The organism is Anaerolineae bacterium (genome assembly GCA_035529315.1).
Lineage (GTDB): Bacteria > Desulfobacterota > Desulfobacteria > Desulfobacterales > ETH-SRB1 > Desulfaltia.
The window spans coordinates 34856-50000 of the sequence record DATKWZ010000036.1; the positions used below are offsets into that span (position 1 = coordinate 34856).

Genomic DNA, 15145 nt, shown 5'->3' on the forward strand with positions numbered 1-15145 from the left:
TTCGCCGGAATGACGGAAAACGGTGTTTTTGGACTTTTTACAAAGTTATCTTATTTGATATCCTCCTCAATAATAGCCCCCGGCTGTGGCGCTACGTGTGGCACTACGTGTGGCCCTACGGTTTCTTCCGCCGGCTTTTTCAAGGGAATGGGTTTTGATGTAGCAGCAACCGACGGTATGCTCATTTCGATCTTTTTTATCCTTTCCCGGATAGATTCAACTTTATTTGCTAAATCCACTGTAATCTGTTTTAGCTTTTGCTCATAAATCTTCTGTTTACTATCAAGAGCATTGTCAAGCGCCTTTCCGTCTATCTTGGCGGAAGAAAGCAGAGATATATCCGCTTGCATTTTATTTAAATCATTTTTTGCCTTATCAAACCCTTTCCCAAGATCTGCCAGATTCTTATCAAGGGTTTTGATTCCGGATGCGGCATTTTCCAAATTCTTTCGGACAGAGCCTAACTCCTTCTCGATATCGGCTATGGACCCTTTTAGCATTTTATTATCGACCGTTCTTGCGGATCTGATATGTCTTATGGCAGTATCAGCCTCTTTCAATCCCGCCTGTAAAGAAAGGATGGTTTTTTCTACAGGCTCGAGCTTTTTTACAAGCATCTCTTCAAGTTTTGCCTGTTTGTCCGACACCAATGATAGCTTTGATTCCAGGCTCTGAGAAACAGCCTCGCCGGTGGAGTGCACGCTGCCTACCCTCTTCTTGATATCAAGATAAGCAACAAATAGAATAACCGCGATCAGGCAGGGAATCAAAATTGATACAAAGGTAATCCTCCAGCTTAATTTTTCAATACGGCGATCCTTGATTTCTTCTTCAAACCCAATATCCTGAACTTTATCATCAATACGTATCCTGAACTTTGTGGGGTCTGTTTCAGCCATTAAAATTTACTCCCATCATAATTATTTGTTCTACCCTTGCAATATCCTCCGGCAAATCAACCTCGGGCGAATCATAATCTGTTACAACCACCTTGATTTTATGGCCGTATTCAAGAGCCCGGAGCTGTTCAAGCTTTTCTATCATCTCAAGCCTTCCTTCCGGCAGGTTCCGGAATATTTCCAAAAACCGTCTTGTATATGCATAAAAACCCAGATGCTTGTAAGTATCAAAATTGCCGGAGAAATCACGGCTGCATGGTATCGCTGATCTGGAAAAATAAAGAGCAAAACCAGCGCTGTCAAATGTAACCTTTACATCCTTTGGGTTTGTTATTTCATTTTTATTTATGATTTTAAAGGCAAGGGTGCTCATCCCAAGAGCCGGATCAACAAAAAACGGCTCTACAAGCTCATCAATACAGACCGGGTTAAGAAGAGGCTGATCCCCCTGCACATTTACAATAATATCATCGGGATTAAGGCCGAGCTTCTCTGCAGCTTCAGCCACTCTGTCCGTGCCGGATCTGTTCTTGGCCGAAGTCATAACAGCCTTGCCGCCAAAAGCAAAAACAGCATCATAAATTCGTTGATCATCAGTGGCCACAAAAACGTCCGATATTCTTTCCGCCTGAATCGCTTTTTCATAAACCAGTCTTATCATCGGCTTCCCGGCGATAAGGGCAAGAGGCTTTCCGTCAAATCTTGTAGATCCGTATCTTGAAGGAATAATTGCCACTATTTTCATATTACTTTCTCCATAAAAAACAAGTATCTTGCCTCTTGCTTTATATGCCCCGCATTGTATATAGTGAATTTGCAAAAAGTCGAACTCTTAACACCTAACACTTAACAATGAATACTAACTTACTTAATCATCTACTTAAATCTGTTGCCAAAGGCAAAATTTCTGTCGAAGATGCAACTAAAAAACTGACGCATATATCCTTTGAGGATATAGAATATGCACATATAGACCATAACCGATCACTTCGCAAGGGGTTTCCTGAAGTTATATTCGGCCAGGGTAAGAGTACGGATCAGATTATCGGAATCATGGAAAGGATGGCTCTTCAGGAAAATATCATTCTTGTTACCCGTATCAGCAGAAAAAAGGCTGAAAAGGTAATTTCCCGCTTTAAGGATGCTGCATATCACAATGATGCAAAGATGATAATCTGGGGGGGAAACAAAACCCCGAAACAGGGAAAAGGAATGATACTTGTAATTTCGGCAGGTACTTCCGACATACCTGTCGCAAAAGAGGCATATCTTACGGCAAAAGCCATGGGCAATGATATTGAAGCGGTTTTTGATGTCGGCGTTGCAGGAATTCACAGGTTGTTCGACCATAAAGATTTGATTGAAAGGGCTTCGGTTCTTATTGTCGTCGCGGGGATGGAAGGTGCGCTTCCAAGCGTGATCGCAGGAATGACCGGCAGCCCGATAATAGCTGTTCCCACCAGCACAGGTTATGGCACAAGTTTTTCAGGCCTGACAGCCCTTTTTGCCATGCTAAACTCCTGCAGCTCAAATGTTGCAGTGGTTAACATAGACAATGGATTTGGAGCAGGATATATGGCATCTGCAATAAACAGGGTATAAAATACAACCCTAACAGCCTGTACACCTGTTATTCCCACCCGCCAATAAGGTGCAGATGTATATGAAAAATAATCTGTCCACCTCCCTTTTCCACGTTAAAAAGGAGCTTATAGCCTGATTTTGCGACCCCCTCCTTCTTTGCCATGTCCTTGCCGGCCATTATCATTTCAGATACTATCTTTTTGTCCTCTTCCTTTAAATCATTTACACTCCTTATATGTTTCCTGGGCACAATCAAAAGATGAACAGGGGCCGCAGGATTAATATCTTTAAAAATCACAAGTGTTTGGTTTTCATATAAGAATTTGGTTCCCATCTTGCCATTTATAATATCACAAAAAATACAGTCTTTTTCCATATCAGTCACCATCATTACTCAAGTTTCGCGCCCTTAATTTCTATCAAGCTCAATACGGTAAAGGAGCCAAATTCAATTTTTCAAGCGAAATGATTTATTTGTCTTTTTTAACCAGCACTTCACGACTTGTGCCAAGTACAGGCACAAAGGATATATAACTTACTAAACTCATACGTGGTTTCAAGCATTGTCTTAATGCCTGTTATTGGTGCCGTTGTCGAAGCTTAAGGTATAATATTTTGCTTTAAAAATTTATTTTGGCCCTTAGCGTTTTACCCGTGCTTCCTGACTTCCGCCTCCTGCCCCCTGCCTTCTATTTTCCGCAACACTTCTTATACTTCTTGCCACTCCCGCATGGACACGGAGTATTTCTCCCAACCTTATTTTCCGTTCGCCTGACCGGTTTTTTTATTTCACCTTCAGCCCCGCTGGAAAATACAAGATTTTTCTCTTCCGACCTCCTTAAATTATCAATCTTTTCAGGTTCGGATATCTGCACTCTAAACAGAACTCCAACAATCTCCTCCTTTATCCTGGAGATCATATCCTGAAACATTTCAAATCCTTCCTTTTTATAAACAATCAAAGGATTCTGCTGAGCATAGCCTCTAAGACCGATTCCCTCCTTCAGATGATCCATGCTGAGGAGATGATCCTTCCACAGGTTATCTACAGTCTGCAGCATTATAATCCGTTCCAGTCTCCTGATATTTTCCGCCCCTATCTCGGCCTCCTTTTCATCATATACCTTGATGGCAGCATCAGAAATCAACTGGTCAAGCCCTTCCCCTGTCAGACCATCTAATGTGTCATCATCTATCCTGTCCAAACGAAAATTAAACTGCTTAAATACCGCCTCATTAAGCCCTTTTATATCCCATTCTTCGGGAAGAACCTTTTCCTCGGCAAAAATACCGGCAATATTTCCGGCCTGTTCACAAATCATATCAACAATAGAGCTTTTCAGGTTTTTGCCTGTCAATGCTTCGTGGCGCTGCCTGTAAATGACCTCCCTCTGCTGGTTCATTACATCATCATACTCAATAAGCTGCTTGCGGATATCAAAGTTGTGCCCTTCAACCTTTGCCTGGGCATTTTCTATTGCTTTACTTATAAGATTATGTTCAATCGGCTCTCCCTCCTCCATGCCTAATCTATCCATAATCGATGTCATGCGTTCTCCACCGAATATACGGAGAAGATCATCCTCAAGAGCAAGGTAAAAACGGGACGATCCAGGATCGCCCTGTCTTCCGGAACGGCCTCTAAGCTGATTATCAATGCGTCTGCTCTCATGCCTTTCTGTGCCAAGGATATGCAACCCTCCCAGCTCGGTTACTCCTTCGCCTAATACTATGTCGGTCCCGCGGCCTGCCATGCTTGTTGAAATTGTAACCGCCCCTTTCTGACCTGCCTTGGAAATAATCTCCGCCTCTTTTTCATGGTTTTTTGCATTAAGCACGGAATGCTTGATGCCTTTTACTTTTAACTGGTTGCTGAATTTTTCCGAAATATCGATTGAAACCGTGCCTACAAGAACAGGCTGGCCTATTTTATGCAAATCGATTATTTCATTCATGGCTGCTTCAAACTTCTCTTTTCTGGTTTTATAAATAACATCAGGAAAATCGACCCTTATCATCTGTTTGTTGGTGGGAATAACCATAACGTCAAGATTATAAATCTTTTTAAATTCAGCAGCTTCAGTATCAGCCGTACCTGTCATGCCTGCAAGCTTATCATACATACGGAAATAGTTTTGAAAGGTAATTGTTGCAAGGGTCTGGTTTTCGTTTTCTATCCTGACATTTTCCTTGGCTTCAAGCGCCTGGTGCAGCCCTTCACTGTAGCGGCGGCCCGGCATAAGGCGACCTGTAAACTCATCTACTATGATTACCTCGCCATCCTTTACAATATAATCAACATCGCGCTTAAAGAGGGTATGAGCCTTTAGCGCCTGATTAATATGATGAAGAAGCTCAATATGTTTTGGGTCGTATAAATTGTCTGCATTAAGAAGGCTTTCAGCTTTTGCTATTCCTTTGTCGGTCATAACCGCTGTTCTGGCCTTTTCGTCAACAACATAATCTTTGTCCTGCGCAAGGCTCGGTATTATCCTGTTTACCTGGTAGTATAGATCGGTTGATTTTTCAGCAGGACCGGATATAATAAGCGGGGTTCTTGCCTCATCGATTAATATGCTGTCCACCTCATCCACTATGGCAAAGTTGAGTTCCCGCTGGACAATTGAGTCTCTCTCGAACTTCATATTATCCCGCAGATAGTCAAAGCCGAACTCATTGTTCGTGCCATAGGTAATGTCTGCGCTATAAGCCTTTTTGTGCTCAACATCATCCATGCCGTGCAACAGGGAATCAACAGAAAGACCTAAAAAATTATAAATCTGTCCCATCCATTCTGTATCACGCTTTGCCAGATAATCGTTCACAGTAACAACATGCACTCCTCTGCCTGAAAGAGCATTTAAATATACAGGAAGGGTGGCAGCCAGTGTTTTCCCCTCACCTGTCTTCATTTCAGCGATCTTACCCTCATGCAGAACAATCCCGCCAACAAGCTGGGCATCAAAATGACGCATCTTGAGAGTGCGCACCGAAGCTTCCCTCACAGTTGCAAATGCTTCGGGAAGAATATCTTCAAGGGATGCCCCATTTTCAAGCCGCTGCTTAAACAAAACCGTCTGACCTTTCAGCCGGTCATCATTCATGGCCTGCATTTCAGGTTCAAGAGCATTAATCTTATCTACAACAGGTTGCAGCTTTTTTAATTCCCGTTCGTTTTTGCTTCCAAATATTTTTGTCAAAAAATTAAACATTATCTATAAAATACTCCTAATAAATACCTTGTGAATTCGATTTTTTATAATAAAATGAACTCCACAAAATGTCCATGAAGAATTTAAGTTGCTGTTTTTAAAACCGGGAATTACAGGGAGGCGCAAGCTCACTTAAAGACAAGAAAAAGAAAGGAACTAAAGAATATATAGAGAATTGTTAATTTTAAATGTTGAATTTTGAATTAAAATCGGACTTTTTCCTTCATTCAAAATTAAAAACTCAAAATTATACTTAAGCCTGACGCCGACACGAAGTGAACCATCTGAGCAAAAGGGGGCGTTTTTCAAAGGTCGCTAATTGAGTATGTATGTTTCAGGATTAAACGGAATCCCGTTAAGATGAACCTCATAATGGAGATGAGGGCCTGTGGTTCTGCCTGTATTACCGACAAGCGCAATGGTCTCGCCCCGCTTTACAGACTCGCCTGGTTTTTTTAATATCTTCTGAAGATGCGCATAACGGGTAACCATTCCATGTCCATGATCAATAATAATTACTTTGCCAAGCAGGCCTTTTCTGTCGGCAAATGTTACGGCCCCATCAGCAGTGGCAATTACAGGTGTACCCATCCGCGTAGCAATATCCAAGCCTTTGTGAAATTCGCGCAAACCGGTAAAGGGGGATACGCGGTATCCGAATCTTGATGATATCCACCCGCTTAGCGGGCGTACAGCAGGTGTTGAAGCAAGAAGGTTTCGTTGATCTTCAAGATGTTTCAGCAGCGACTCAAACCCCTGCTTTTGATTTGTTGATGCAAAATCAAGCTGCCCTGTCTGCTCGTGCATTTCACGAACCAGACTGTTGTGCTTATCCTCAAGAGGAATCTGTGTGTCAAGATCATCAGGCATTGAACCGCCGATGCCAAAAAGGTTGTCCTCACCAGCAGGTTTTTCAATATTGGCAACGATTCTTATCTGTTTTTCAAAACTGTTTAGCTCAACCATTTTTGACTTTAAGGAATTGATTTCATCTGCAAAGTTTTTTATCTGCTTGCGCTGGCCGATTATTATATCAGACTGGTCGGAAACATTGGTCTCCATCTTTCTGATATTTGATAATTTCAGCTTAACATCATAATAGTCATACATTACAAAACCAAAAAACATGATGATAGCTGCGACAAAAAGGCCTGAAAAACGTAAAAATGTTCCGGAAACAGTTGCCTGTTTTATTGGAGAGCCTGAATCGCTTAAAATAAAAAATGTGGTTTTTCGCTGCATAAATTGAGACCTTTGTGAGTTCCAAAAATATTCAATTTTGTCTGCCTGTGCATTGCACGCAGACAAAGGATGCGAAAACTTCAGAACTTCAGTTTTGTTCGTTATCATATAAATTATAGGTTTGTCAAGTCAGTAACACCTGAAAAATAAAAAGAAATGTCATTAAATTCGCAGTGCGCACCTCAGAACCGTCAATTTTGCATTTCTAAACAGGAAAAGGAACATTATTTAGCCCCCTGGTTTCATCCAGGCCAAGCATGATATTCATATTTTGAACAGCCTGGCCCGCAGCCCCCTTCACAAGGTTATCTATCGCAGAAATTATTATCAGCCGTTTGTTTGGTTCATCTATGCTAAAACCTATATCGCAGTAATTGGTTCCCCTCACATGCAAGGTGTCGGGAACCCGATTTTCAGGGCATATACGAATAAAAGGATGCCCTGCATAAAAAGAGGAAATACAGCTGTGTATTTCTTCAACGCTGATTTTTTTCTCAAGATTTACATATATCGTTGTAAGCATGCCGCGCGTCATGGGAACAAGGTGCGGCACAAATGTTATTCTCACCGGCTTTTTTGCTTCTGTGCTCAGAATTTCTTCCATTTCAGGACAATGCCTGTGCTGGGCGACTTTGTATGCCTTGAATGATTCATTTGCCTCGCAAAAATGGCTTGTCAGCGAAAAAGATCGCCCTGCTCCGCTAACCCCTGACTTTGAATCTGCGATAATTGTATTGATATCTATAAAATCTCCTTTAAGCAAAGGCATAAGAGGCAAAAGAACGCTGGTTGGATAACATCCTGGATTGCCTATCAGAGAGGCATTTTTTATTTTATCAAAATAAATTTCGCAAAGACCGTAAACCGCTTCTTTAAGCAGCTCTTTTGCAGTATGCGGCTGATAATATTTTTCATACCTCAAAACATCCTTGAACCTGAAATCAGCGGAAAGATCTATGACCTTTTTGCCATGCCTCATCAAGCCGGGAACAATTTCCATGGGAAGCCTGTGAGGCAGGGCAATATATATTATATCCACTTTATCGCAAAACCTGTCCTCATTAAATTCTTCGCAAGCCAGGTTTACAAAACCTGCCATCGAGGGATAAATCCTGTCATATTTCATCCCCACATACTTGCGGGATGTTAAGGCTGTCAGCTGGACATCCGGATGTCCCAAAAGTATCCTGACAAGCTCCGCTCCAGCATATCCTGTTGCGCCGATTACGCCGACCCTGATCATATATCCTCCTGATTAAAACAAAGTAACCGTTCACAGTTTACAGTTAACGAAGGTACTTACTTATAAACCGTGAACCGTGAACGGTTACCATTTATCAAAGGCCTCAGGCTTTATCAAGGATATTTGCATAAAAGATTTGCTTGGAATCAAATACAGGTCGTGTTAAGTAAAATGTGTCAAGTGTCATTGTCGTGTGTTAAGTAATTGATAGAACAAATAATTACCTTAACCCAACTTGAGTAATAAAGGATAAAAACAGTTTGGAAAAGAAACCAGAACTCGTCGCCGACTGGCAGACTCTAATGAGAACATTTATTAATCATGAAGATGATGCTTCCAGGTCCACTCTTGTCAAATACATGGAGCAGATATTTTTCGGGCTTCACGATTTTCTCAAGAAACATGTCGGCATCACCGAAGAGGTCAGCCTCAAGGATTTATCAAAAAACTTTACCAATACCCTTATCAGTAAAAATCCTGAAAAGAAACTCGCGGATGTGATAACAGATCTTGTCGAGAATATTGCGCCACACGCCGTCAATGTTACCTCACCCTATTTTGTTGGCCACATGACTTCCGCAATTCCATTTTTCATGGTTCATCTCAAAACCATAGTCGCAGCGCTCAATCAAAATGTAGTTAAAATTGAAACATCAAAGGTTGTCTCAATTTTGGAAAAACAGGTTATAGCCAAAATTCACAGGCTGATCTACGAAGAAGATGAATCTTTCTATGAAAGGCATGTCCAGAATATCCTAACCACGTTAGGCTGTTTTATTGAAGATGGCACCCTGGCAAATCTCACAGCTTTCTGGGTCGCCAGAAACTCCCTGCTTGCGCCAAAAAATGGTTTTACCGGCGTTGAGCAGGAAGGAATACATGCCGCATACAAAGCATACCAGACAGAAAGGTGCGTTATACTGGCATCAAGACTTGGTCACTATTGCCTTAAAAAAGCCGGTGGTATTCTTGGAATAGGCAATCAAAACATTATAATAATTGATGTTGATGCCAACAACCGCATGGACTTGAATAGTCTAAAAAAAGCGATCAAAGACATAAAAACCAGCTCAATTAAAACAAAGATTATTGCTATTGTCGGCATTGCCGGAACCACGGAAACCGGGACCGTCGATCCTCTGCCTGAAATAGGAGAAATATGCGCAGAAAACAGGATTCACTTTCATGTGGATGCCACATGGGGTGGCCCGACGCTAATGTCTGAAAAATACAGGCATCTGCTTAAAGGTATAAACCTTGCGGATTCCGTGACAATAGACGGCCATAAACAGTTTTATATGCCGATGGGCTGCGGCATGGTTGTCTTTAAGGACCCTTCGATCATGGATTCTGTCTCATATCATGCAAACTATGTAAACCGCCCGGGTTCCGTTGATCTTGGCATAAAATCGCTTGCAGGGTCAAGGGAGGCAAGCTCTATTATACTGGACAGCGCGCTTAAAATAATGGGAAGCAGGGGTTATGCGCTGCTGATTGAGCATGGGATTGACACATGCCTGAAGTTTGCCGAAGAAATCGAGAAAAGACCGGACTTCCAGCTAATAACGCACCCGGAGCTTAACATTCTTACCTACAGAATATGCCCCTTCCATATTCAGCGCCGGTTAGCCCGGGGTAATCCTGAACAGATATGCAACATTAACAAAAAATTAAACAAAACAAACACGGCTGTTCAAAGGCTGCAAAGGGAGGCTGGAAAGAGTTTTGTTTCACGAACAAAATTAAAAATATCAAACAGGCATGGAAAAGATATTGTTGTTTTTCGCTGCGTAATAATGAATCCCATGACAAACATAAAGATTCTAAATGAAATCCTTGATGAACAGGAAGAAATATTTAAAAGTAATTTTGAGATTTAACCTTTTTTAATATCTTTGACCAGTTCTTTAATGATGGAAATAAGATTGCTTCCTCTTTCACGAGCTATACGATGCGCATCATCAACTATTTGACCGGCCTGCTTCTCCAGATCTTCATGCGGAGGGGTGGGAATCTGTTTTTTCTGATATTGCCATAATAAATAACGCATGGTCAGACTCTCTTCCTGGCGTCTTATAAACCCCATATTCTTTTCTCCTTAGCAATAAAAACAGTAACTAAAAAATATTAGCTTTTCAAACCACCGCAAATATGAAAAATCACCTTTTCCAATATAATTTTTGGATTCTCTCCGGTTGACTTAAGCCGCAAATCAGTTTCACTCAAGCTCTTAATATCTTCAATGAGTTCATTTGTCGTAAACTTTTCAGAGCTGAGAAGCATCTGGTAAACGGGATAAGGGTTGTTCGGGTTTTGCGCGATCAGCAGGTCCACGGCTGATTTGCTTTTGCCTGCTTTAACATTTTTCGAAAGCATGCTTTCCCAATCTTCCAGCAGGCTCAACAGGTCGTTGTCATACTCCTTGATTGCAGGCATAACAGCACTCTGAAACTGATCAAACCTGATACCGGCATGCCATGCCCTCCCATGCCGGCTTTCAACAAAACCCTTAATCAGCAAAAGCTTTCTAACCTGATTTGTTATTGCCGCAAACAATTGAAGAGGATGATCTAATTGAGGCAGAAGAGAATTCAGAAAAAAAAGGGCTTTTCCTAAGTTACGGCCTGATATTGCATTTGTCAGCTCAAATATTGGATCTGTTTTTGTGCGTTTTACAATAAACTTTACATCATCAATTGTTATTCTGTTTCGCTCACCAACATAACTGATAAGTTTCTCCAGATTATTTAAAAATGAGCGGATGTTAAAACCGGTCATTTCAAACATGGCGGCAATTGCGGCCTTATCCATTCTCTTTTTATTTTTTGTGAGAACAGTTTCCATGCTTTCATAAAGAACCCTTTCCTGGGCCATTTTGTCTGCTCTTCGTTCACCTTTTGGGACAGAGCAATCAACAATCATTCCGCATTTATTTATAACTTTATAAAGGCCCTTTCTTTTATCAATCATATCAGCGGTAATTATCAGATGATTATTTTGGGGGAATCCATTCTCAATGGCCTGCTGCAAAAGTTTTCCTTTATCCTCTCCTTTAGATGGAGTCAGGCCGCCGGCCATACAATAATCGACGGTTCTATCAAGCCATTCTCCATCAGCCGATCCGTCAACATCAAGTTTTAATGCTTTGTCTATGCTTGCCTTGCTTATATCGTCAAAGGAAAGGTTCAAAAGCCCGAGAAGGCTTAGAAGATAGTTTGCAGCCTTTTGAATATTGTCGTTATTATATTCATTCTTTGCTTTTTCTATAAGAGCCTTTTCGTTTAGTTTTGAATAAAATATCTGTGTGTCGCAAATAGCCACAACCTTTGTGCCCTGCAAAAGAGAATATGTGTTTATACGCTGCAGCGCGTCATTAATTTTCTCATCGGCTCCATCTACAGGTTCATAGTTTAACCCACTAACCTGACCGGAAAGCAATTTATTTAAAAGCTCTTCAAACACTGCCTTGCAAAGCAGTTCCTCTCCGAAAATCAGATACACAGGGGCAAACCCGTCCTTATCAGGCTTTTTCAGATAATCCTTAAATTCCTTATAGTTAATTTCCGTCATTATGTATATTTTTACAAAACGTTTTAAGTGTTAGGTGTTAAGTGTTAAGAGCTTGATAAAACAGATAATTACTTTAACATGGCACCTGCTCCTTAAACCCTTATAACTTTAAAAGAATAACAGGAGATGTGCCGTGAGTAAAGGGAAAAGGAGATGCTTGCTTATCGAGTTTAATTGGGATATTCACAATCAAAATATAATACACTTAACACCTAACACTTAACACTTAATAAACATGATCAGCATTGAAAATCTATCAAAAAGCTACGGCAATCACGTCCTGTTTGACAACGCAAGTTTCAGGATAAACTCCAGACAGCGGGTTGGCGTTGTCGGACGAAACGGGCATGGTAAAACCACCCTGCTTAAGCTCATCACCGGAGAGGTGCATCCGGATTCAGGATTGATCACCACGCCCAAGAACTATTGTATCGGTTGTGTCAGCCAGCAGATTGAGTTTACCAGGGATACGGTTCTGGCCGAAGGCATGACAGGACTTTCCGAGGCTGAACAGGACCATCACTGGAAGGTTGAAAAAATCCTGTTTGGACTGGGATTTACCGCATCGGACATGCAGCGGCATCCCGGGGAATTTTCCGGCGGTTTCCAGGTACGGCTGAACCTGGCCAAGATTTTGGTTGCCGAGCCGGACCTGCTGCTTCTGGACGAACCCACAAATTACCTGGATATAACCTCAATCCGATGGATTACCCGTTTTTTGTCGGGCTGGCCCCGCGAACTTATGCTTATCACCCATGACCGCAGCTTTATGGACGGAATCGTGACCCACACCATGGGTATTCATCGCAAAAAGATTCGCAAAATCGCCGGAAATACCGAAAAGTACTATTCGCAGATTGCCCTGGATGAAGAAATCTACGAAAAAACCCGGATCAACGATGAAAAACACCAAAAGGAAACCGAACTGTTCATCAACCGGTTCAGGGCTAAAGCCAGGCTGGCAAACCTCGTCCAGTCCCGTATCAAGGCCCTGGCCAAAATGGAAAAACTGGAAAAGCTGGAGACCATCAAATCCCTTGGCTTTTCATTTCGATCCAAACCGTTTCCCGGAAAACATGTGATGAGCGTAAAAAACCTGACATTTTCCTATGATACAAAAAAGCCGCTGATTCAAAATCTGGATTTTACCGTTACCGCCGGTGAACGGGTCTGCGTGATCGGCAAAAACGGCAAAGGCAAAACCACTCTGCTCAAGCTCCTGGCCGATAGTCTCGCGCCACATTCTGGAGAAATCGCTTGCAACCCCAACATAACCCGAGGTGTTTTTGAGCAAACCAACATCAAAAGTCTAATAGACACCCGCACAGTGGAAGAAGAAATCCTTTATTCCCACCATGATGTGGATCGTCAGACAGCCAGAAACATATGCGGGGCCATGATGTTTTCCGGTGATGATGCGCTTAAAAAAATCAGCGTACTTTCCGGGGGTGAAAAAAGCCGGGTGATGCTGGGCAAGCTTATGGTCACACCGGTCAACCTGCTGCTTCTGGATGAGCCAACCAACCACCTGGATATGGATGCATGCGATGCTCTGCTTGCGGCCATCGACAACTTCAACGGCACGGTTATTATGGTGACCCATAATGAAATGTTTCTCCATGCCCTTGCCAAAAAGCTCATCGTCTTTCGGAGCGACCACCAGGAGGTTTTTCACGGGGGGTATCAGCAGTTTCTGGAAAAAAGCGGGTGGGAAGATGAAGATCGCAGAGGAAAACCAGACCAGACCAAAAATTCAGTTGAAAATAACGCCGGCCGGCCGAACCGGAAAAACCTGCGTAAAAAGCGGTCTGAAATCATCATTGAAAAAGGAAAAACATTAAAACCCATGCAAAACCGTATGTTGAAGGCGGAAAAAGAAATAGAACGCGGCGAAACTGAAATCGCACAGATCAATAAAGACCTGGTCTCGGCTTCAGTAAGCGGTGACGGCTCAAAAATTGCCAATCTTTCCAGACAGCTTAACACACGGCAGGCCACTGTCGACAGCCTGTATGATGAACTTGAATCCCTGACAATTGCGCTGGAGAAAAAGCAGGCTGAATTTGAGAAACAACTGGAGAACCTGGACGCAATGGCTTGAGCTAATCCTCGGAAGTTGAAACCAGCCCTCTCATCCGTTTGATTCTACTTCGCCTCTTTTTAGCTGCCAGCAGGCGTTTACTTGATGCAAGGCTCGGTTTGGTCTTAATGCGGGGTTTAGGTTTTTCAGCTGCTTTTTGAATTAATTTAATCAGACGGCCAATCGCATCCTGCCGGTTCCCTTCCTGTGTTCGAAACCGTCTGGCCTCAATAATAAGAATCCCGCGAGCTGTAATTCTTCTGCCCGCAAGCCTGGTCAAACGACAGCGAACCTGATCGGAGAAAGAAGTGGAATTTCTTACATCAAAGCAAAGCTGAACAGCCGTGGAAACCTTATTGACATTCTGGCCTCCAGGGCCTGATGCCCTTATAAACCGAAGCTTAATTTCATTTTCGCTTATTTTAATATCAGGTGTGATGTAAATCATTTTAATAGTTTACATCATCGTTGTTTTTTTCTCAAGAGCAACAAATGCAGCCCCCTTATACCTTCCAAAGTGCCTATACAGGCATCATACTTTGCCTTGCTCACATCTATTCCACCTAATAAAAGTCCGCTTTGCTTAATATATCCTTTACGTTTTTTCTGATTTCTGCCATAATTTTTTAGTTTTATGAGCATACCTCCTCTGTTTTATTAGGGCTGATTTGTTTATCTTCTTAGGAGGTGTGCCTTATCTTAACAAAACATGCGATCTGATCTCTTATACGATGCGGTAGATGAACCGCAAAAGCCGGCGAATCTAAAAAATGGCTAACTTCCTTACGGTCGAAGATTTTCCGCTGCTTGCGGCGGGGAGCTTCAATCCTATAAAATTTTTAATGGTGAAAACATGGAAAAAACTTTTAACGGTCAAAAGACAGCAAAATTAGGTACTGAAAAGAAGCCTGCTGTTGTTAATGTACAAACAGAAGAAAGATTGAAAGAAGTAGCATTGATATTTGAAGAAAAGTGTTGGAAATATACAATTGGAGTAGAACCGGATAAGCCAGAGGATATTACCGATTTAGAAATATTATTGAATACACCAAAATCAAAAATAACCGAAACTAAAGTTGGCCGCAATGAGCCGTGCCCATGTGGAAGCGGGAATAAGTATAAAAAATGCTGTGGCAAATAAGGCTATTTTACATTGCCTCTGTTGGTCGACATGATTGGATCCTTTGTCAAGTAACAAGCAATCCCTAAGCCTTCCCATACTTAAAAGATAGCTATTTGCTTTTTTACGGATGTTCCGCAGGTTCCCCCGCAGGTTCCAAGTTTAAAAGTTGAGAACGTCCCGTAAGTTGTCCCA

Annotated in this window: 14 protein-coding genes; 4 read left to right on the top strand and 10 right to left on the bottom strand. The window is 42.0% G+C overall.

All coding sequences use genetic code 11. The annotated features are described in order from the left end of the window. Positions 1-50 precede the first annotated feature (50 nt). Both VMW78_06980 and kdsB read right to left on the bottom strand, forming a co-directional pair. Positions 51-899 carry a hypothetical protein gene (locus VMW78_06980; protein ID HUV50742.1) on the bottom strand — a complete coding sequence of 283 codons (849 nt, stop codon included), beginning with the start codon at positions 897-899 and terminating at the stop codon, positions 51-53. After that, a complete protein-coding gene (gene kdsB, locus VMW78_06985) occupies positions 892-1644 on the bottom strand; it encodes a 3-deoxy-manno-octulosonate cytidylyltransferase (protein HUV50743.1) in 753 nt (250 codons plus the stop codon). Before kdsB ends, VMW78_06980 begins: the two co-directional genes overlap by 8 nt. Positions 1645-1751: 107 nt before the next feature. Here kdsB and larB point away from each other — a divergent pair, with 107 nt between their 5' ends. Then, entirely contained in the window at positions 1752-2501 is a 750-nt protein-coding gene (larB, locus tag VMW78_06990; GenBank protein HUV50744.1) for a nickel pincer cofactor biosynthesis protein LarB, read from the top strand. A gap of 28 nt (positions 2502-2529) precedes the next feature. Here larB and VMW78_06995 read toward each other — a convergent pair whose 3' ends face one another. The 4 genes from VMW78_06995 to argC all read right to left on the bottom strand — a co-directional run bounded on the left by VMW78_06995 (position 2530) and on the right by argC (position 8180). Further along, positions 2530-2859: an HIT domain-containing protein gene (locus tag VMW78_06995; protein ID HUV50745.1), complete on the bottom strand. Its 330-nt coding sequence runs from the start codon at positions 2857-2859 to the stop codon at positions 2530-2532. A gap of 313 nt (positions 2860-3172) precedes the next feature. After that, a complete protein-coding gene (secA, locus tag VMW78_07000; protein ID HUV50746.1) occupies positions 3173-5698 on the bottom strand; it encodes a preprotein translocase subunit SecA in 2526 nt (841 codons plus the stop codon). Positions 5699-6010: 312 nt separating this feature from the next. Next, entirely contained in the window at positions 6011-6937 is a 927-nt protein-coding gene (locus tag VMW78_07005; GenBank protein HUV50747.1) for a M23 family metallopeptidase, read from the bottom strand. Positions 6938-7142: 205 nt separating this feature from the next. Continuing rightward, complete coding sequence (gene argC / locus VMW78_07010) at positions 7143-8180, bottom strand: N-acetyl-gamma-glutamyl-phosphate reductase (GenBank protein ID HUV50748.1); 1038 nt, start codon at positions 8178-8180, stop codon at positions 7143-7145. A 260-nt stretch (positions 8181-8440) separates the two neighbouring features. Here argC and panP point away from each other — a divergent pair, with 260 nt between their 5' ends. Then, positions 8441-10060 (top strand): putative pyridoxal-dependent aspartate 1-decarboxylase, encoded by a 1620-nt coding sequence (gene panP, locus VMW78_07015; GenBank protein ID HUV50749.1) that lies wholly within the window; start codon positions 8441-8443, stop codon positions 10058-10060. Here panP and VMW78_07020 read toward each other — a convergent pair. Together VMW78_07020 and VMW78_07025 are read right to left on the bottom strand one after the other, a co-directional pair. After that, entirely contained in the window at positions 10057-10266 is a 210-nt protein-coding gene (locus VMW78_07020) for a hypothetical protein (GenBank protein ID HUV50750.1), read from the bottom strand. The genes panP and VMW78_07020 overlap by 4 nt on opposite strands. A gap of 41 nt (positions 10267-10307) precedes the next feature. Next, a complete protein-coding gene (locus tag VMW78_07025; protein HUV50751.1) occupies positions 10308-11750 on the bottom strand; it encodes a hypothetical protein in 1443 nt (480 codons plus the stop codon). Between the two features lie 235 nt (positions 11751-11985). On the opposite strand from VMW78_07025, the gene VMW78_07030 reads away from it, so the two are divergent. After that, positions 11986-13851 (top strand): ABC-F family ATP-binding cassette domain-containing protein, encoded by a 1866-nt coding sequence (locus tag VMW78_07030; GenBank protein HUV50752.1) that lies wholly within the window; start codon positions 11986-11988, stop codon positions 13849-13851. A 1-nt stretch (position 13852) separates the two neighbouring features. Here the strand turns inward: VMW78_07030 and arfB are convergent, their stop codons facing one another. Together arfB and VMW78_07040 are read right to left on the bottom strand one after the other, a co-directional pair. Beyond that, positions 13853-14278, bottom strand: coding sequence for an alternative ribosome rescue aminoacyl-tRNA hydrolase ArfB (arfB, locus tag VMW78_07035; protein HUV50753.1), 426 nt, complete (start codon positions 14276-14278; stop codon positions 13853-13855). A 14-nt stretch (positions 14279-14292) separates the two neighbouring features. Beyond that, on the bottom strand, positions 14293-14472 hold the full coding sequence (locus VMW78_07040; protein HUV50754.1) for a hypothetical protein: 180 nt from the start codon (positions 14470-14472) through the stop codon (positions 14293-14295). A gap of 211 nt (positions 14473-14683) precedes the next feature. On the opposite strand from VMW78_07040, the gene VMW78_07045 reads away from it, so the two are divergent. Further along, complete coding sequence (locus tag VMW78_07045) at positions 14684-14971, top strand: PBPRA1643 family SWIM/SEC-C metal-binding motif protein (protein ID HUV50755.1); 288 nt, start codon at positions 14684-14686, stop codon at positions 14969-14971. Positions 14972-15145 lie beyond the last annotated feature (174 nt).

What these genes read in the sequence shown, in the direction of transcription:
- VMW78_06980 (HUV50742.1), bottom strand. Translation starts at nt 899, where the DNA reads ATGGCTGAAACAGACCCCACAAAGTTCAGGATACGTATTGATGATAAA.
- kdsB (HUV50743.1), bottom strand. Translation starts at nt 1,644, where the DNA reads ATGAAAATAGTGGCAATTATTCCTTCAAGATACGGATCTACAAGATTT.
- larB (HUV50744.1), top strand. Translation starts at nt 1,752, where the DNA reads ATGAATACTAACTTACTTAATCATCTACTTAAATCTGTTGCCAAAGGC.
- VMW78_06995 (HUV50745.1), bottom strand. Translation starts at nt 2,859, where the DNA reads ATGGAAAAAGACTGTATTTTTTGTGATATTATAAATGGCAAGATGGGA.
- VMW78_07005 (HUV50747.1), bottom strand. Translation starts at nt 6,937, where the DNA reads ATGCAGCGAAAAACCACATTTTTTATTTTAAGCGATTCAGGCTCTCCA.
- argC (HUV50748.1), bottom strand. Translation starts at nt 8,180, where the DNA reads ATGATCAGGGTCGGCGTAATCGGCGCAACAGGATATGCTGGAGCGGAG.
- VMW78_07020 (HUV50750.1), bottom strand. Translation starts at nt 10,266, where the DNA reads ATGGGGTTTATAAGACGCCAGGAAGAGAGTCTGACCATGCGTTATTTA.
- VMW78_07025 (HUV50751.1), bottom strand. Translation starts at nt 11,750, where the DNA reads ATGACGGAAATTAACTATAAGGAATTTAAGGATTATCTGAAAAAGCCT.
- VMW78_07030 (HUV50752.1), top strand. Translation starts at nt 11,986, where the DNA reads ATGATCAGCATTGAAAATCTATCAAAAAGCTACGGCAATCACGTCCTG.
- arfB (HUV50753.1), bottom strand. Translation starts at nt 14,278, where the DNA reads ATGATTTACATCACACCTGATATTAAAATAAGCGAAAATGAAATTAAG.
- VMW78_07040 (HUV50754.1), bottom strand. Translation starts at nt 14,472, where the DNA reads ATGCTCATAAAACTAAAAAATTATGGCAGAAATCAGAAAAAACGTAAA.
- VMW78_07045 (HUV50755.1), top strand. Translation starts at nt 14,684, where the DNA reads ATGGAAAAAACTTTTAACGGTCAAAAGACAGCAAAATTAGGTACTGAA.